17 protein-coding genes are annotated in these 18,062 nt (G+C 59.2%); 5 read left to right on the plus strand and 12 right to left on the minus strand.

The window, feature by feature from the left end:
* Position 1: 1 nt before the first annotated feature.
* Both FHX05_RS17895 and FHX05_RS17900 read right to left on the minus strand, forming a co-directional pair.
* Positions 2-1,534 (minus strand): aldehyde dehydrogenase family protein, encoded by a 1,533-nt coding sequence (locus tag FHX05_RS17895; protein ID WP_183873397.1) that lies wholly within the window; start codon positions 1,532-1,534, stop codon positions 2-4.
* A 59-nt stretch (positions 1,535-1,593) separates the two neighbouring features.
* The gene (locus FHX05_RS17900) at positions 1,594-2,988 is read right to left on the minus strand and encodes a VOC family protein (protein WP_183873399.1); all 1,395 of its coding nucleotides are present in this window, start codon (positions 2,986-2,988) and stop codon (positions 1,594-1,596) included.
* Positions 2,989-3,092: 104 nt separating this feature from the next.
* Between FHX05_RS17900 and FHX05_RS17905 the strand changes: the two genes are divergently transcribed.
* Positions 3,093-3,995: a LysR family transcriptional regulator gene (locus tag FHX05_RS17905; RefSeq protein WP_112603785.1), complete on the plus strand. Its 903-nt coding sequence runs from the start codon at positions 3,093-3,095 to the stop codon at positions 3,993-3,995.
* Positions 3,996-4,068: 73 nt separating this feature from the next.
* Here FHX05_RS17905 and FHX05_RS17910 read toward each other — a convergent pair whose 3' ends face one another.
* A complete protein-coding gene (locus tag FHX05_RS17910) occupies positions 4,069-4,986 on the minus strand; it encodes an ornithine cyclodeaminase family protein (RefSeq protein WP_183873401.1) in 918 nt (305 codons plus the stop codon).
* 37 nt (positions 4,987-5,023) lie between these two features.
* Complete coding sequence (locus FHX05_RS17915; RefSeq protein WP_183873403.1) at positions 5,024-6,271, minus strand: argininosuccinate synthase; 1,248 nt, start codon at positions 6,269-6,271, stop codon at positions 5,024-5,026.
* Between the two features lie 127 nt (positions 6,272-6,398).
* On the opposite strand from FHX05_RS17915, the gene FHX05_RS17920 reads away from it, so the two are divergent.
* The 4 genes from FHX05_RS17920 (at position 6,399) to FHX05_RS17935 (ending at position 10,045) form a co-directional block, all read left to right on the plus strand.
* The gene (locus FHX05_RS17920; protein WP_112603779.1) at positions 6,399-6,869 is read left to right on the plus strand and encodes an Lrp/AsnC family transcriptional regulator; all 471 of its coding nucleotides are present in this window, start codon (positions 6,399-6,401) and stop codon (positions 6,867-6,869) included.
* A gap of 129 nt (positions 6,870-6,998) precedes the next feature.
* Entirely contained in the window at positions 6,999-7,748 is a 750-nt protein-coding gene (locus FHX05_RS17925; RefSeq protein WP_183873405.1) for a nucleotidyltransferase domain-containing protein, read from the plus strand.
* Between the two features lie 128 nt (positions 7,749-7,876).
* Entirely contained in the window at positions 7,877-8,968 is a 1,092-nt protein-coding gene (locus FHX05_RS17930) for an LLM class flavin-dependent oxidoreductase (protein ID WP_183873407.1), read from the plus strand.
* 474 nt (positions 8,969-9,442) lie between these two features.
* Complete coding sequence (locus tag FHX05_RS17935; protein WP_246698981.1) at positions 9,443-10,045, plus strand: hypothetical protein; 603 nt, start codon at positions 9,443-9,445, stop codon at positions 10,043-10,045.
* Positions 10,046-10,195: 150 nt separating this feature from the next.
* On the opposite strand, the gene FHX05_RS17940 is transcribed toward FHX05_RS17935, so the two are convergent.
* From FHX05_RS17940 to FHX05_RS17975, 8 genes are all read right to left on the minus strand, one after another.
* Positions 10,196-11,035 carry a mechanosensitive ion channel domain-containing protein gene (locus FHX05_RS17940; protein WP_112603773.1) on the minus strand — a complete coding sequence of 280 codons (840 nt, stop codon included), beginning with the start codon at positions 11,033-11,035 and terminating at the stop codon, positions 10,196-10,198.
* Positions 11,036-11,156: 121 nt separating this feature from the next.
* On the minus strand, positions 11,157-12,626 hold the full coding sequence (locus FHX05_RS17945) for a sensor domain-containing diguanylate cyclase (RefSeq protein ID WP_246698982.1): 1,470 nt from the start codon (positions 12,624-12,626) through the stop codon (positions 11,157-11,159).
* Positions 12,627-12,843: 217 nt separating this feature from the next.
* Complete coding sequence (gene mntR, locus FHX05_RS17950; protein WP_183873410.1) at positions 12,844-13,293, minus strand: manganese-binding transcriptional regulator MntR; 450 nt, start codon at positions 13,291-13,293, stop codon at positions 12,844-12,846.
* 152 nt (positions 13,294-13,445) lie between these two features.
* Entirely contained in the window at positions 13,446-14,516 is a 1,071-nt protein-coding gene (locus tag FHX05_RS17955; protein WP_183873412.1) for an LLM class flavin-dependent oxidoreductase, read from the minus strand.
* An 84-nt stretch (positions 14,517-14,600) separates the two neighbouring features.
* Positions 14,601-15,455, minus strand: coding sequence for an ABC transporter permease subunit (locus tag FHX05_RS17960; RefSeq protein WP_183873414.1), 855 nt, complete (start codon positions 15,453-15,455; stop codon positions 14,601-14,603).
* Positions 15,452-16,240: an ABC transporter ATP-binding protein gene (locus tag FHX05_RS17965; RefSeq protein ID WP_112603763.1), complete on the minus strand. Its 789-nt coding sequence runs from the start codon at positions 16,238-16,240 to the stop codon at positions 15,452-15,454. Before FHX05_RS17965 ends, FHX05_RS17960 begins: the two co-directional genes overlap by 4 nt.
* Positions 16,241-16,295: 55 nt before the next feature.
* Positions 16,296-17,309 (minus strand): taurine ABC transporter substrate-binding protein, encoded by a 1,014-nt coding sequence (gene tauA, locus FHX05_RS17970; protein WP_183873416.1) that lies wholly within the window; start codon positions 17,307-17,309, stop codon positions 16,296-16,298.
* A gap of 299 nt (positions 17,310-17,608) precedes the next feature.
* Positions 17,609-17,818, minus strand: a complete 210-nt coding sequence (locus tag FHX05_RS17975; RefSeq protein WP_310234476.1) for a hypothetical protein — start codon at positions 17,816-17,818, stop codon at positions 17,609-17,611.
* Positions 17,819-18,062 lie beyond the last annotated feature (244 nt).

Genomic DNA, 18,062 nt, shown 5'->3' on the forward strand with positions numbered 1-18,062 from the left:
CTTACTCGATGTCGAAGGAGACACCCTGCGCAAGCGGCAGGGCCTTGGAGTAATTCACCGTGTTCGTCGCCCGGCGCATATAAGCCTTCCAGGCATCCGAGCCGGATTCGCGGCCGCCGCCCGTTTCCTTCTCGCCACCGAATGCGCCGCCGATTTCAGCGCCCGAGGTGCCGATATTGACGTTGGCGATGCCGCAATCCGAGCCATCGGCTGCGAGGAAACGCTCGGATTCCTGCATGTCGCGCGTGAAGATCGAGGACGACAGACCGGCGGCAACTGCATTGTGCTGATCAATAACCGTATCGAAATCGTCATAGGGCATGACATAGAGGATCGGCGCGAAGGTTTCTTCCATAACCGGGCCAGCCTGCTTCGGCATTTCCACAAGCGCCGGCTTCGCGTAATAGCTGTCGGCATGGCCGACATCGATACGCTCGCCGCCGGTGACGGAGCCGCCATGGGCCTTGGCCTCGGCAATCGCCTTCTGCATGTTGTCGAACGCGGCCTTGTCGATCAACGGGCCTACGAGCGCGGAGGAATGCAGGGGATCGCCGACCGAGACACTCTGATAGGCCTTCTTCAGCCGCGGCACGAGCTGATCGTAGACGCTTTTGTGGACGAAGAGACGGCGTAGCGTCGTGCAGCGCTGGCCGGCCGTGCCCATGGCGCCGAAGGCGATGGCACGCAATGCCATGTCGAGATCGGCTGAGGGGCAGACGATGCCGGCATTGTTGCCGCCGAGTTCGAGAATGGCGCGGGCAAAACGCTTGGCAAGCCGCGGTCCAACCTCACGGCCCATGCGCGTCGAGCCGGTTGCGGATACGAGCGGCACCTTCGGATGGTCGACGAGGATTTCGCCGATAGCGCGATCGCCGATCAGTACCTGCGAAAGACCTTCCGGCGCATCGCCGAAACGGGCAAGCGCACGATCAAGGATAGCCTGCGAGGCAAGCGCGGTCAGCGGCGTCTTTTCCGAGGGCTTCCAGACGACGGCGTCTCCGCAGATCAGAGCCAGCGCCGCATTCCACGACCAGACCGCGACCGGGAAGTTGAAGGCGGAGATGATGCCGACGACGCCGAGTGGATGCCAGGTTTCCATCATGCGATGGCCCGGGCGTTCGGTGGCGATCGTCAGGCCGTAGAGCTGACGGGAAAGACCGACGGCGAAATCGCAGATGTCGATCATTTCCTGCACTTCGCCGAGTCCTTCGGAGCGGATCTTGCCGGCTTCGATCGAAACCAGGCGGCCAAGATCGTCCTTGGCGGCGCGTAGCTCTTCTCCGAGCAGGCGCACCAGTTCGCCGCGCTTCGGGGCCGGCACGAGGCGCCAGGCGCGGAATGCTGCATGCGCCTTCTCGATCTTGCTTGCTGCTTCTTCGGCAGAAACGGTCTTGAGGTTGCCGATCTTCTCGCCGGTGACCGGGGAGTAGGAGGGCATGTCACCCTCAGTATAAAGCGCCTTGTCGACGCCGAGCTTTTCGAGAATGGCGGCAGCTTCGGCTGCAACGGAAGGGGTCTTGGCTGCAATGTTCATCTTTAGAAACTCCACTTGTCTTGATCCGGATGGCGCGCGGCTTTTATTGCCGCATCACCTCACTCGGCGGCGTCTTGTTTGGATAATGCCCCCAGGCAGGCGTCGATTGATGCTTGTTCGATGCCGGCGTAATGGTCGAATTCGTTCAGCACCTTCATGCCGAGATCGGCTTCGAAGCGCTGCTGGTTCGGACTGGCGACGAAGTCCTGCTGTGCGCCATCGCCGAGATTGGACTGGAAAATGCCGGCGGCGCTGACGGGGAGGAAATCCTCGTAGACGATCGGATCGAACTGGACGAGGCCCTGGTCGATCAGCGTATCGATGTCCTCATGGCTCGTAGCGGCGGTCTTGCCCTGGGCGGTCAGCGAATAGGTGAAGTAGCCGAGGCTTTCGGCGCGGATTGCCGCCCAGTCATCCGGGAATTCTGCAAAGCTCTGGGCAAGCGCCGCCTCATAGTCGCGCGCGTTCGATCCATCCGCAGCCGGGCGTACGATCTTGCGCGACTGATCGAGCAGCTTGTCATAAAGCGCGCGACCCTTTGGCGTCAGCGCAATGCCGCGCTGCTCGATCTCGCCGAAGCGGGCGGTGTGCGAGCCGGCTTCCCAGATGCCATCGGCATTGCGGAAGGAAACGGGTTCTTCGAGCGCCTTGAACGAGGTCTGGCGCAGCAGGATCGGGCAGTTGCGCGTGGGCGGCCCCTCGACCACCGCTTTTGGCGCGATGTCGTACTCCGGCATCAGCGCCTGGACGCGATCGATATCGAGCGTGCGCGGCGTCAGATGATTAATGTGCGGCCCCTTGAAGGACACGACATCGGCAATCAGGCGATGGGCATCATGGAGGCGATGGTACATGCCGGCATCGACATTGGCCTCGTCATGCCAGCGGAAGGTTTCCAAAACCTCGCCGACGAAGCGCTGGGCATCGTCCTTGTTCAGGCCACCTTCGCGCTCGGCCTTTTCGGTGAGTGCAACGGCGCCATCGGTGAAAATCTGGCGCTTCGCGAGAATGTCTGCGGCGGCCTTGCGAAGGTCTTCGTCGGCGATGAGATCAAGCCGCAGCAGCGAGGTAAAAACGCGGAAGGGATTGCGCTTCAGCTCCGCATCGCCGATCGGCCGGAATGCGGTCGAATGAACCGGTACGCCGGCGGTCGAGAGGTCGTAGTAGCCGACCGGGTACATGCCCATGACGGCGAAGACGCGGGCCATCATCGCAAGTTCCGCCGCCGTGCCGAGCCGGATGGCGCCATGCCGCTCCTCGGAGATGCGATCGAGATAATCGGTCGCTTCCAGCCGCTCTCTCAGCTTGGGCTGTGCTGTCAGCGTTTCGTCGTTGACGCGGGCGACCAGTTCCATGAGCGTGCCATAGGCGGGCACTTCTTCGCGATACATCGCCGACATGGCGGCGGAAAAAGCGCTGCGAATATCGCTGGTCGAGACGTGATCAGGCTTCATGTGCGATCTCTTCCTGAAAGACTATGTCATTCCTATCTGGCAGAATATCTCTTGTTCGACTACCGGTCTTGTGAGAGAAAATTCTAACTTGATGCGAAAATGGAATGACCATGCGCCGCCGCCTCATCCCTGACATCGTTAACCTGCAGGCATTCGAATGCGCCGCGCGCCACCAGAATTTCTCGCGTGCGGCCGAAGAGCTCAATCTCACGCAAAGCGCCGTCAGCCGCCAGATCAGCGATCTCGAGCAGCAGACGGGCCTGAAATTGTTCGAGCGTGTTCGGCAGCGCGTCGTGCTGTCCGAGGCCGGACTTCGGCTGTTGCCGGAGGTGAAGGACCTGCTGCTGCGCTCCGAGCGGCTGATGATAGGCGCTGTTGCTGCCGGCCAGATGAAATTATCGCTGAAGGTCGCGACCTTGCCGACTTTCGGTACGCGTTGGCTGGTGCCGCGCCTCGGCCGGTTTCTCGACGAACATCGCGATGTCGCCATCACGGTGGAATCGCGATCCAAGCCTTTCAATTTTGAGGAGGATAATTTCGATCTCGCCATTCACTACGGTCTGCCGGCATGGGCGGGAGCCGTCGCGACCTTCCTTTGTAACGAAACCGTGCTGCCTGTTGCCAGCCGGGAACTCGCCGGACGGCTGGGTCTGATCTCGCCGGAAGAATTATCGGGAGCCCCACTGTTGCATCTGACAACGCGGCCGAAGCTCTGGGCGCAATGGTTCGATCTTCAGGAGCTGCCGACCGAGAACGCATATCCCGGGGCGCGCTTCGACCAGTTTTCCATGATCATCGCAGCGGCCATTGCCGGGCTCGGTGTGGCGCTTCTGCCCACCTATTTGATCGAGGATGAGCTCAAGGCCGGCACGCTTCTGCCGCTCTTTAATCTGCCGATGCCGACCGAGAACAGCTATTACGTCGTCATGCCGGAAAAGAAGCAGACGAATGAGACGGCGATATTGTTTCAGGATTGGTTGCTGAGCGAGGTCGCGCCGCAGTCGTAGGTGACGACGCCAGAGGGTTGTATCGAGTAAAAAGGTAAGGTCACTAGATGTAGCCCCGCCTTTTCCAAGGTGGTCAAATCGTGTCGAATATGGCCGATGCTACGATGACTTCGGTACCTGCGAGGCCGACCGAACAGAAGAGCGTCGTGTCGAGGGGCGATGTTCGACCGACCGTATGGCCGGCGACTATTGTCGCAAGATCGAGCATTCGCTCCTCGTGCATGGTTCCGGAAAGGAAAAATGGAGACGCATAGGCGCGCGTTTGCTCCGGAGAATCCGTAGCGATGACGCCGGCGATGTCCGCGACATCCAGGCCGAGTTCATGCCCCTTGAGCGTCTTCGGACCGATTGTATTGATATGGGCGCCGGCTTTTAAATCAGAAGCATCGATCACCGGTATGTCGCTGCTTGTGGCGCATAAAACAATATCGGCATCGGCCACGGCTTTTGCGGCACTTGTGACCGGTTCAACCGCAATGCCGAGTTCCAATTGCATCTCCTCAGCGAATGCGGCGCAGTTTCTTGGGTTTCGGCTGAAGACGCGAACCGAGCTTATGTCGCGAACGGCGGCCGCGGCAACCAGCTGGGTTCGCGCCTGCGCACCACTGCCTATGACGCCGAGCGTTCTGGCGGCTGGAGCGCTGAGGTAACGAATGGCCACGCCGCCAATTGCCCCTGTCCTGATCTGGCCAAGCCGCTCGCCCAGGATGACGCCCTGCAGTTCAGCAGTGTCGGCACGCCAGACAGCGACGACTTGTGAATGCTGCCCGCCATCAAAGGTTTCATAGGCGCGAAAACCGGCAAGCGGCCGCTCGCTATCGATGCCGCCGACCGTAAACACGATGTCTCCACGATCGGGAAAGGAGACATGATGCCGGGGTGGGGACACGAGCTTGCCGGCCGCCTTTGCCCGAAAGGCGATTTCTAAGGCATCGATCGCCCCACGCATGACTGCGGCAGGGCATAAATCCTCGTCTTTCAATATCTTCATTGCGGATCGGCCTCGTTATGCCAGCCACTCTGCAACCTCAAGTGCAGTTGAGGTCAATAGCAGATGTGGCTGATCTAGCGTTTCGCGTTGCCCAGCTTTTCAGGCGCAAGCCATTGAGTTTGATGAAGCCCTCGGCATCGTGGTGGTCGTATGCTCCGGAACTGTCCTCGAAGGTGACGAGGTCGGTCGAGTAGAGCGATGCGGGCGAGGTGCGGGCCATCACACTGGCTGAGCCCTTGTAGAGCCTAAGCGTCACTTCGCCGCTGACATGGATTTGGCTCCGGTCTATCAATGCCTGCAGCATTTCCCGCTCGGGCGAATACCAAAATCCGTTGTAGATCAGCGCAGCATAGCGAGGCATGATCTCGTCCTTCAAATGTGCAGCGGCGCGGTCGAGCGTGATCGATTCGATCCCGCGATGGGCGGCGAGGAGGATCGTGCCGCCCGGGGTTTCGTAGACACCGCGCGATTTCATCCCGACGAAACGGTTCTCGACGAGATCGATCCTGCCGATCCCATGCCTGCCGCCCAATTCATTGAGCTTCGTCAGCAGCGCCGCTGGTGCCATTGCTTCGCCATTCAGGGAAACCGCATCGCCCTTTTCAAAGCCGATGACGACGATTTCCGGCTCGTCTGGTGCCTCCAGAGGATCGACCGTGCGCTGATAGATATAGGATGGCGCGATTTCGGCCGGGTCTTCCAGGACCTTGCCCTCGGTGGACGTGTGCAGGAGATTTGCGTCGATCGAAAATGGAGCCTCGCCACGCTTATCCTTCGGCACTGGAATTTGGTGCGCTTCGGCGTATTCGACCAGCTGGGTGCGCGATTGGATGGCCCACTCGCGCCATGGCGCAATGATCTTGATCGATGGACCGAGCGCATTGGCCGCCAGTTCGAAACGTACCTGGTCATTGCCCTTGCCTGTGGAGCCGTGGGCTATGGCATCGGCACCCACCTCGCGTGCGATATTGATGAGATGCTTGGCGATCAGCGGGCGGGCGATCGAGGAGCCGAGGAGATATTGCCCCTCATAGAGCGCGTTTGCCCGGAACATCGGGAAGACGAAATCCCGAACGAATTCCTCGCGGACATCTTCGATCCTGATATCTGTCACGCCCAATTGCTCGGCCTTTCGGCGAGCAGGCCCAAGCTCTTCGCCCTGGCCAAGGTCGGCGGTAAAGGTCACGACTTCGCAGTCGTAGGTTTGCTGCAGCCATTTCAGGATGATGGATGTGTCCAGTCCTCCCGAATAGGCGAGCACGACTTTCTTGAGCTTTTTCGACATCAGCTTTCGTCTCCATGTTAATGCATGAAACGATAGGCCAATCTGTGCGCAATGAGCTTGCAAAGAGTTCAAGAATACGAGAGAATTTGGCATATTATTCCATTTTTTTGTTCATAGGAGCTATATTGTGTCATCGACACTGGATGAGATAGACCGGCGTATTCTCAAGGTGTTGCAACGGGATGGACGCATTTCCAATGTCGATCTCGCGAAGGAAGTGGGGCTGTCGCCGTCACCCTGTCTTCGCCGCGTGCGATTGCTGGAGGATGCCGGCATCATCGATCGCTATGTTGCCGTGCTGGACCCGGCAAAGGTGGGTGCGGGCCTCACCGTGTTCGCCCGCGTCTGGTTCAAGACGCAGGATGCGCAGGTCACCCTGCAATTTGCGGAGGCTGTCAGGGGGTTTCCCGAAGTGATGGAATGTTATCTGACTACCGGCGAGTGCGATGCCATCTTGCGCATCGTCACGACTGATCTGCACAGCTATTGGCGGTTTCAGGCCGACCACTTGACTCGCATCCCGAGCGTATTGAACGTCAAGACCGATGTGCCGATGGAAACGCTGAAGCGAAGCTTCGAGTTGCCCTTGGCCTCGTAGCATTGCGGCCAGCTGTCGGCCAGTTATGGCGGCGGCGAAGTGCCGTTCAGCTCACGGAGCCGATGCCTGCCTGCTCGGACCCTGGCGGGCATATCGGACCTGCAATAGAATTGATGTTTGGAGAGCGAAATGAGCATATTCGAAACGGCGATGCAGGCGACACGCCCGGTTCTCGCAAGCCGTTTTCCAGGCTATTCCTTTGCCTTTGCCTCAGGGTCAATCATACGAGGCGAGGGAAGAAAGGGCTCTGACATCGATCTGGTTGTGGTCTTCGATCGGCTCGAAACCGCCTGGCGCGAAACCTTTATCGAGGGCGAGTTTCCATTCGAAGTGTTTGTTCACGACCCGGAGACGCTCAGCTGGTTCTTTGAGAGTGATGTTGCGCGCGGCTATCCCGTTATCATTCATATGGTTGCGACAGGCCAGATCCTCGGGCCAAATCCTGACAAGGGGCAGATCTGGAGGGACTATGCTGCCAGCATTCTCCACGCCAGCCCACCCGAGCTGGAAGGTGAGAAGCTGAATGCTCTGAAATATCAGATCACCGATCTTCTCGATGACCTTCGTGGTGAGCCGACGGCTCCGGAGATACAAGCGATTGCCGCGCAACTCTACCAGCCTTTGGCTGACCTTATGCTGCTGGGACGAGGAAGATGGTCGGGCAGGGGCAAATGGATTCCCCGCCTGCTTCATGAGGTGGATCGGGACTTGGCCGATGGCTTCGACGATGCTTTCGGTCGGGCCTCAGCGGGAGATGTTGAGGCACTGTGCGACCTGACGCTCAGCGAATTGGGCCGGCATGGTGGGCCGTTTTTCGCCGGTGACAAGCGTATGGCGTCGCAACAGGCAAGACGAAAGAGCCTTGTTTCACTGAGCTGATCGTTATCCGCTGATCGTAAAATTTTAAGCTTGAAATTCTTCATGGCAACGCTAACACATTCCTATCGGGTCGCTGCGGATCTTGCAGGATGGACGCGAGGTGAAACTCGGGGGAGGAGGAAGCCGCCATGAAAATGCACCCGCTGAAGGGGCCGAACCGGCTGAAGCTCGGTGTTTTCTCGACCAATGCAGATGGCGGCCTTGCCATTACCGATGTACCGGAGCGCTGGACGGCAGGCTGGCAGGACAATCTGACCGCAGCACAAATCGCCGACCGGGCGGGGCTCGAATTCTTTCTGCCGATTGCCCGCTGGCGCGGCTTCGGCGGCAAGAACCGGGTGCGGGAATGGTCGTTCGAGACCTTCACCTGGGCGGCGGCTCTTTCGGCCGCGACCGAGCAGATCGGTCTCTTCATGACGGTGCACGTGCCGCTCGTCCATCCCCTTTATGCCGCCAAGTCGCTTGCGACGGTCGATCATATCAGTCGGGGGCGGGCAGGGCTGAACATCGTCTGTGGCTGGAATCCGAAGGAATTCGGCATGTTCGGCGTGCCGCTGGTCGAAAACGGCTACGATCAGGCCGCCGAATGGCTCGAAATCGTCGAGAGGCTCTACGCCTCCGATGAGCCGATCGACTATGTGGGCAGCTACTATAATCTGAAAGAAGCCGTCAGCCGTCCCGCAAGCCTGCAGGCGCCGCGGCCGGTGACGATGAATGCGGCTTTCGGCGGCCCCGGCCGAGACTTTGCCGCCGCGCATTGCGACTATCTCTTCACCACCTTTACCGAGATCGATGAAGCCGGAAAGCATGTGACCGACATCGCTGCACGGGCGGAAGGCACGGGCAGGCAGGTCGGCGTTTATACGGTTTGTCACGTCGTCTGCCGCGAGACGCAAGCGGAGGCGGAGGACTACTATACGCGTTATGCCGTGACCATGGCCGATCACGCCGCCGTCGACCAACACATGGCCGGCAAGAAGGAGTTCTCACAGTCCCATGATCGCGAGGCCTATGATCGCTATCGCCAGCGCTTTGCCGGTGGAGCGGGCAGCTATCCGCTGATTGGCACGCCGCAGCGCATTGCCGAAGAGATGATTGCCATCGCCGAGCAAGGCTATGCCGGCATCGCCTTGTCCTTCGTCAATTATACGCAGGAACTGCCCTATTTCTGCGATCGAGTGCTTCCGATTCTGAAGAAGGCTGGCCTCCGGGCGGAGTGAGCCACCGCTTCGATGCATTGCACCTCACGGCTCGCGGGAATGTGATCATCCCTTTGATGGCGACATATTTGTCCTCGTAAGGCTGGTTTTTCAGGCCACTCACGGCACTGTCGCTTTCATGGGATGGTGTCGCAGGTGCGACATGTGTGCAACGCAGCAAAAAACTTGAGAACAAGGGGTTTACAAGCGTGGCCCCGGATGGGATTCTTTTAAGCGAAGGGTGCTGCTTGATTGGAAGCAGCGTTGTTCCCTTCAACCGGATGCCGTCATCCTTGGCTCCGATGTGCCGCAATTTTGCCGGCGCTTAACCGAAAAAATCAATCTGAAGCCGGAATGCGGTTGTTCCGCATCTGGCTGTTGCCTTGGTACGCCTGAATATCGTCAGGTCGGGGCATAGAGAATGCGGGCTTTAACATGGGCTGCAAGTCAAAACGCGTCCTCCGCGGCGTTCTTGGTCTTCTTGCGAGTGTCAGCTTGCCGCAGGTCACCAAAGCCAGCGATCTGATGATCTGGTCGCCGGTCAAGGTCGCTCCCAGAACATACAAGACCACTCTCGGTTTCCGGCTGCCGATGGCCTGGGATGTCAGCGCCGGCATGGATCTCGGACTTGGTAGCGCCGCCACCGGCGCGATCTTGCGAAGCAGCAGCTTGGCGACCCTCTGGGGCACGGCAATCGACGATCACAAGCGCTTTTCCACCGTATGGCGCCGCGAGGTGTCATTGAGGGTCGATGCGCTCAACAGCACGGGAACGCTTTGCCTCGAACGCTCGCGGAGCTGGACGGTGTCGGAAAACCTGGACATGAGCACTTCGAGGTCGCTGAACGTCAATTACGCGGGCACGCGGAGCGCGGCAAACTCCATTGTCGCGACGCAGGCCGTTACCGTTGCCGTTCCCTGGACAGGAACTTCGATCTCCGCGATCGGCAACCTGAAGGACGTCAGCAGTGCCTTTTCCAGCACGGTCTCATTTCGGCAGCCCTTGGCGCCGAACCTGAATTTCTCAGCGTCTTTTGCTGATCCGCAGACTTTGACGCCAGCTGGCAATGTCCGTCTGGACTACCGCATCAAATGGTAGGGTAATCGCAGAGTTCGGATGATGCGGAACAAATGCCGCTAGCGGAAGTTTAGACCTCGCAAGAAATCGATCTTGCTTGAGGTGTCGTGCCTCGCAAAGCCTGCCGCTTGCTCAGCTCCCTGCCGGCGGCAGGCTTGGCTTTCGTCGAGATCATTCGTCGGATCCACCCACGCCTGCGGTCGTTTTGATTGTGATGTCCGGTTCGGCAAGTCGAGCCTTCAGCTTGGACACCACGTCATGCCGGACATCCGACCAGGACGATGTGACTGTCCAATATTCTATGTCGAGCACGGCTTGATCGGCCGACAGATCATCGAGGTAGACCTTCGGTGCAGGCGCGGCCTTGATGCGCTGATCCGCTTTCAGGATGTCGAGGATTGTCCTGCGGGCAAGATCGATGTCGATTTTCTCGCCCATTGCAACGGACAATTGCTGGCGGCGGTCCGGCTCGCGGCTGTGGTTGAGGATGGGCGTGTTCCAGAGCGTCGAGTTCGGCGCCATGAGGTAGAGACCGTCGGCCGTCCTCATCTCCGTCGCGAAGAGCCCGATCTCCTTGATATAGCCTTTGACGTTCGTCGTCTCGATATATTCGCCAACCCGGAACGGCCGCAGGATCAGCAGCATGATGCCGGCGGCGATGTTTTGAAGCGTGCCCTGCAGCGCGAGGCCGATCGCGAGACCCGCGGCGCCGAGAGCGGCGATGATGGAGGCGGTCTGCACGCCGAACTGGCCAAGTACGGTGATGAAGACAAGGATGAGCAAGCTATAGTGCAGCACATTCTGAAAGAAGCTCGCCAGCGTTTCGTCTATGCCGCGAATGCGTGAGATGACGCGATAGGCCGAGCGGCTGATAACACCCGCAAGAAGCCAGCCACCGATCAGAAGAATGATCGCGCCAAGAAGGGAGAAACCGTATTGGACCGCGAGTGCTGAGGCCTGGTCGAGCGCGGTCCGGGTTGCGACGACGATGTTGGCGGCTTGATCGTCCATGTCAAAACTCCATCTTTCCCCGCGAGCCAAATGAGAAGTCGCAATCTTTGTTCCCGGTGATCGGCCCTGTGAAAACGGATTGTTTTAATAGACTATAAGGGCTCTAGCCGAGTGCCGGGCCTCAGGCGCCGTTCTTTGTTCGATGTGGGCGTTTGGTAGCCGCTGCGGCGTAATGAGCCTTCTTCTGCTCGTACATGCCGAGATCCGCACGCTTGATCATGGCTTCCATGGTCTCGCCGGGCTGGCTCGTTGCGACGCCGACGGAGACGTTGAGAGGCGCGCTTGAATAGAACTGGTTGTTGATCTTCAGCAGCTCGTTGATCGTCTCGACCATTGCGGCGGCAGTGATTTCATCGGCGCCCGGCAGGAGAACGGCAAATTCGTCGCCGCCAATGCGCGCCGCGTGATTTGGCAGCGAGACGACGCTGTTGAGCACCTCGCCCATGCGGCGCAACAGCGCGTCGCCGGCATCGTGGCCGCTCTCGTCATTGGCTTCTTTCAGCCCGTCGAGATCGATGATAATCGCAGAGACAGGCCGAAGCGATTTGCGCTCCAGCCGGTTGAGCTCCTCCATATAGAAGGCGCGGTTGAAAAGCCGGGTGAGAACATCGTGCTTGCCGAGATATTCGAGATAGGCTTCCGCTTTCTTGCGTGCGGTAATATCCGTCAGTGCCACCTGCACGAGCGACCAGTCGTTCTCGTAACCGGGAAATACGGAAAATTGCAGGAGGACATGGCGCTCCGATCCGTCGAGAGCGTAGTTCAGCACCTCGCGCTGATGGAAGAGGCGTCCGTTCCACAACTCCATCAATTGCCCGCGAAAATGCTTTTCCATATCGCCGCGGAACACTTCACCGATCCGGTGGAGCAAGGTCTGGCGATCCGGCGCACAGAAGAGATCGAGCGTTGCCTGATTGACGTCAAGGACGCTGATTTCGCTCATGCATTGCTGGACGAATTCCGGATGCACATCGAGAAAGACCTGAAAGTCGACGATGCCGCGGTCGCGGATTTTATCGAGCAGGATTTTTACGCGGCTGAAATCCTCGACCCAGAGGGAAACGGGCGAATGTTCGAACATGCCTTCCGCATAGCGGCGCTGCCGCTCTTCCTGCCGTCTTGCCTCCTCACGAGCGGTCACGTCTTCCGTGGTCAGCAACAATCGGCTCCACGAGTTCTCGTGACCCGGCAGGATAATGCCGCGCAGCTGGATGTCGAGCCTTTTGCCGCCGAGCGAGTAGTTGACCGCCGTGCCGGAAAATTCGGTCTTGCCCTCCCAGAGCGCCACAAGTTCGTTTACATGGCTTTGCAGCATCTCGTCCCGGAACACTTGCGAGAGATTTCCGACAAGCGTCTCGAAGGACGGCGCCTCGAAAAGCTCAAGCGTTCTGCCGTTGACGGCAAGAAGCCTGATCTTCTGCGAGCAGGTCGCAACGCGCTGCAAATCGGCAAGCAGATAGGAACGCAGGTCCGTCACGCCTTCAGCGCGCCAGAATTCGAATTGTTCCCTGACGCCGCTGAAGTCCTCCAGCCACATGGCGACGGGGGCAAGATCGAAAATGGTGCTGCTGAAGTCCTGGGCGTTCATCATGATTCCCTGCGCCGGCAATAAAAGTCAGTATTCGTAATACAAAGGCCGACAGTTCGCTAAGTTCTGGTTAGCAAGCATTCGTAAAGCTTGCATTGACATCAAGTAGCGGGTCAAGCCGAACGCTGTGTATCGATTTCTTTTCAACTCATTCTTGTTGAAAATATGCCCAGAAGAGGCTCTGACTTGATTGCAATCGGTTTTTGTCAGCTGCAAGCAGTCACGTCCTCAAGAAGCGCTCGAAGGCTTCGAGTGTCCTTTGGCTGACGTGATGTTCAATTCCTTCGGCGTCATTTCTTGCCGTATCGGGATCGACGCCGAGACGGCAGAGGACCGCTTCCACGATCTCGTGACGTCGTCGGGTTGCCGCGGCCAGGCGCTGGCCTTCTTCGGTCAGAAAGACGCCGCGATAGGGGCGCTGCGTGATGAGATTTTCCTCGGCTAGCCGCTTGAGCATCTTGGCAACTGTCGGCTGCGTTACTCCCAGCCTCTGTGCAATATCGGTCTGGCGTGCCTCGCCGGCATGTTCTATCAGATCGGCGATGAGCTCGACGTAGTCTTCCATCAATTCCGTGCGTCGATCTTCGCGGCTTTTCTGAAAGGCCTCGGCGTGCGTCTCGATCTCGGTCGACGACAGACGGCTTTCCGCGGCGACAGGCAATTTCGTCAAGGCGGCTCATCTCCCCATGATTAAGAACCGTGTAATGATGTTTAGCCTCGACTATAAATAATTCAGCGACGTTATGAAACCCCGACGGCCGATTTCGACCGCCTGTGAAATCGAAATAGTCCTGCCTAAGCTGATATGGCGTCTGAGAGACTTCAGCCGCGTAAAAGCGGCAGCAGCTGCTCGCCCTGCCGTTTGATCTCCGGCAGATAGGGCGTGTCCGAGAGGACGAAGTGCATGATGCCGAGATCGCGGTATTTGCGCAGGGAGCGGGCGACATCCTCTGCTGAGCCGACCAGCCACGTGGTGCCGGCGCCGCCACCGCCGAACTTGCCGGGCGCGGTATAGAGATTGTCATCAAGCACGTCGCCACGCGCGGCGAGATCGAATAACCGTTTCTGGCCCACCGCGATCGATTGCCGGTGATCGTTCCAGCCGACGCCCTTATTCTCAGCCATCTCGGCGACTTTCGCCTCGGCATCGATCCAGGCCTGCTCTGTCGTGTCGCGCACCAGCGTCGTTATGCGCAGCCCGAATTCCAGCGGCGGCAGATCGCGATCAAGATCTCGGCTGAGTGTCCTGAGCCGGCTGATCCGCTCAGCGATATCGGCGAGCGGCTCGCCCCAGAAAAGCTGCACATCGGCCTCCGTTGCTGAGACACGCTCTGCCGCATCCGAAGCGCCGCCGAAATAGAGTTTGGGATGCAGGCGTTTGCCGCGAGGCTCGATGCGGGGCGCAGCCGTGGATTCGCTGACGCGAAAATGTTCTCCTTCATAGGTGACGTTCTCTTCGGTCCAGAGCCTGCGGGTGAGCCGCATGAATTCCTTGGTGCGGCCATAGCGGTGGGCTTGATCGCCCTCGCTGTCGCCATAGGCGGCAAGATTGTCCTTGCCGGAAACGATGTTGACGCGCACCCGGCCGCCGCTCAGCTGATCCAACGTGGCGGCGGCGGAGGCGAAGTGCGCCGGCCGCCAGTAGCCGGGGCGGATTGCGATGAGCGGCTCGAAGCTAGTGGTGCGTGCGGTAAGTGCGGCCGCGACGGTGAAGGTGTCGGGTCGGCCCCAGCCGGTGCCGATCAATGCGCCCTTCCAGCCGTGATCTTCCAAGGCTTTGGCATGGCTGGTCAGGGTCTCCAGGCTGTTATGATTTTCGACAGCGGAATCGCCGCGGTGGCCCGGTTTGACATCATTGGGGATGTACCAAAGAAATTCGCAATTGCTGCTCATGCTGTGCCTGTCAGTCTTCTGAATCCAACGAGGGACTTGATGGTGAGGAAAGCCGTAAGCGATCTCGGCTTCCGGCCGTTGCGACTAAAGCTTGCCCTTCCACGGAACGAGGACCGCCTCGAGGATGCGAATGGCGGCGGAAAATGCGAAGGCGCAGACCGCAATGATGCCGATGCCGACGAAGACAACGTCGGTGGCAAGGAACTGCGATGCCGACATGATCATGAAGCCGATGCCGCGTGTCGAAGCGATGAGTTCCGCCGCTACCAGCGTTCCCCAGCCGATGCCGAAGGCGATCCGGATGCCGGTCAGGATTTCCGGCAGGGCCGAAGGCAGGACGACATTCAGGAAGAGCTGCAGCCGGTTCGCTCCCAGCGAACGCGCAGCATTGACCCGCTCCAGCGGCAGCGAACGGACGCCGGCCTGAGCGGACAGGCAGATCGGCGCGAACATGGCGAGCGCGAGAAGGGTGATCTTCGAGGTTTCGCCGATTCCAAGCCATATGATCATCAGCGGCAGATAGGAAAGGGGAGGCAGCGGCCAATAGAATTCGATGGGCGTATCCAGAATTCCCTTTGCCCAGCGGTTGAGACCCATCAGCAGACCAACGGGAATGCCTATCCCGATCGCGATGGCCGCAGCAACGACGATACGAAACAAGCTCGCCAATATGTGTTCGGAAAGCGAGGCGCCGGCATAGCCATCGCGATAGACGACGCCGATCTGCGTCAGCACCTCGTCAGGCCGGGGCAGGAAGAGATGCGACACCAGTCCGAGCTTGGCGACGAACCACCACAGCGCCAGGCAGGCGACTGCCGTGGCGATGCTGATGGCGATGGTGGGTTTTTCACCAACGCCGAAGCCGGGAATGCGAACCAGCTTCGGGCGCGTTTCCTTTTCAGGTCCGGCGACTGGGCGCGTTTCGATAATATCGCTCATGCCGCACTCCTGACGTGATCGGCGCTGTGAAGGATCGCGCGAATCTCGTCCCGAAGGTTGCCGAATTCGGGAGATGACAGGATCGCTCTCGTATCGCCGCTGGCGGCAAAGCGATGTACGAAATCGAGTTCGAAGCGCGCAACGACACGCCCCGGTCTCGGAGACATGACCAGAACCTCCGTTCCGAGGAAAAGCGCCTCCTCTATCGAGTGGGTAATGAAGAAAATGCGTTTGTCGGTTCTGGCCCAGACGGAGACCAGCAGTTCCTGCATCTGCTCGCGCGTCAGGCTGTCGAGCGCGCCGAAGGGTTCGTCCATCAGCAATATGTCGGGATCAGTGGCGAGTGCCCGGGCAATGCCGACGCGCTGGCGCATGCCGCCCGATAATTCATAGGGCAGAGCGCTGGCAAAGTCGGTGAGGCCCACCAGCCGCAAAAGCTCGGAAGCGCGATCACGGCGTTCCCGCTTGCCCAATCCGGCAAATTGGAGGCCGAGAGCCACGTTGTCGATGACGGACTTCCATGGCAGCAGCGAATCCTTCTGGAAGACGACGCCTCGATCGGCACCTGGTCCTGAAACAGGCCTGCCGTCGAGCGTGATCTTCCCCTCGGACAACGGCAGGAAGCCGGCGATCGCATTGAGCAGGGTGGATTTGCCGCAGCCGGACGCGCCGAGCGCTACGACGATACCGCGCTCCGGAATGGTGAAGGAAACACGATCGAGCGCGTGAACGGTTCTGCCGTCACGCGCTGCAAAGAAGACGCTGGCATGGTCGACTTGAAGCATGGGCTCTCTCGATATTGCGACGCCGGCGCGACAAGCGCGCCGACGCCAGGGAGGATCAGTTGCTTGCGCTGACAAGCGCGTCGGCGGTGACGAACGCGCCGTAGTTCGGCAGGACTTCGGAGACTTTTCCTTGGCTCTTCAGGAAGGCTGCCGTGTCCTTGAGGATCTTGGCCGCACCGGACTGATCGCCGCCACCGAGCCAGGCGGCCGATGCCTGCACGTCGGGCGTCAACAGCGTGAGGTTCTTGAGCGCGGCCGCCTGCTGGTCTGCCGTGCCGCCCAGAAGCTTGGCGAGCGCCTTGGCGTTGTCGCTGTCCGGCCCCCAGGCGGCCTTATCGGCTGCAAACGAGGCGTAGTATTTGTTGATCACCGAGGCATAGGCCTTCAGGAATTGCGGATTGTCCGCGGCAAATTTCGAGGTAGCGACCCAGGCGGAAAACGTCGGGGCACCCTTGTCGGCGACGTCCTTGGATGTCACCAGCACCTTGCCGTTCTTCTTCAGTTCGGTGAGTGCCGGGTCCCAGACGAAACCGCCGTCGATATCGCCGCGATTGTAGCTTGCGACGATTTCCGGCTGCGGAACGGCGAAGACCTGTACGTCCTTTTCGCTCAGACCAAGGGACTTGATGAGAGCGAGCAGCTGATAATGGTCGGTGGAAACGGGGGCTGCCGCGAGCTTCTTGCCCTTCAGATCGGCAAGTGTGTTGATGCCGGAGCCATTGCGCACCACGAGCGCTTCATCGACGCCGGAGATAGACGAGAGGTAGAATGCCTTCACCTCCAGCCCGCGCGAGGCGGCTGCAGCAAACGGGCTTGAGCCGACATAGCCGATCTGGACGTCGCCGGATGCGATGGCGGCGAAGATCTCCGCTCCGGAGTTGAACTTGCGGAAGTCGATCTCATAGCCCGTCTCTCTGGCGAACTCGCCGTTGGCGATCGCGACGGAGGAGGGCAGGGCATCGGTCTGATAGGCGACGACGACCTTCTTGTCGGCAGCGGCCGCGCCGACCGCCATCGAAATGCTGGCGAGACCCATCAGGGCCGCAGTGATCAGTGTGTTGAACTTCATAACTAGTCCCCTTGGCCGGATCAGATCTGCCGGCGGTTCCGTGAATGCAATGCGCAGAACCTAGCGAAATCGGGGAGATGATCGATAGAAATAGCAAACTATTTTTATAGACTATAATAGGAATTGTTTGTCTGAATTCGTACAGAATGCGGCCGTGGCATCTTTCCAGCAAGAGAAACAACCGGCTGCCATCAACATATGAACTGTAGCGCCTGCCCTCGTGAGGACAACCTACCCACGCCTCAATAGCGAAAGAGCCGAAATTTAAGCTCTCTTGCGACGTGACCCGGATGGGGCCATCAGGTCATCCGCCGAAGCAATGCAATCAAAGCATCTGCGTTGTCATTGGTTTCAAGCGAGAGCAAGTGCTTGTCCGCAAGCTCACCAATCGCGAGAACGACCTCACGTTCAGACCATCCCGCCATGATCGCAGCGCTCACCAATTCTCGATAAGCGGCTTGAAGCGCGTCCTGGCAGCGAATGTCCCGATCAGGGTCATCATCGGTCACGAATGGTCGTGCGATATCTGGCATGGCCGAAAGGTGAACTGATTTGCGGGTTTTGGCAATCTATTGCATGCAATCGCCGTCGATTGCGCCTTTTCCCTTTGCCGAATGCGCTTGGAATCGTGAATTCACTGCCAGCTCGCACGACACTGCCGTTTTTTTCCGCATCCGGCGGAAGAAAAAGAAAGCTGTTTCTTAAATAACTTAAAATCTATGTTTTTTATAGACTATAGCGCTCAATGGTCGG

Origin of the sequence: Rhizobium sp. BK491, assembly GCF_014194925.1 — a bacterium.
GTDB lineage: Bacteria > Pseudomonadota > Alphaproteobacteria > Rhizobiales > Rhizobiaceae > Rhizobium.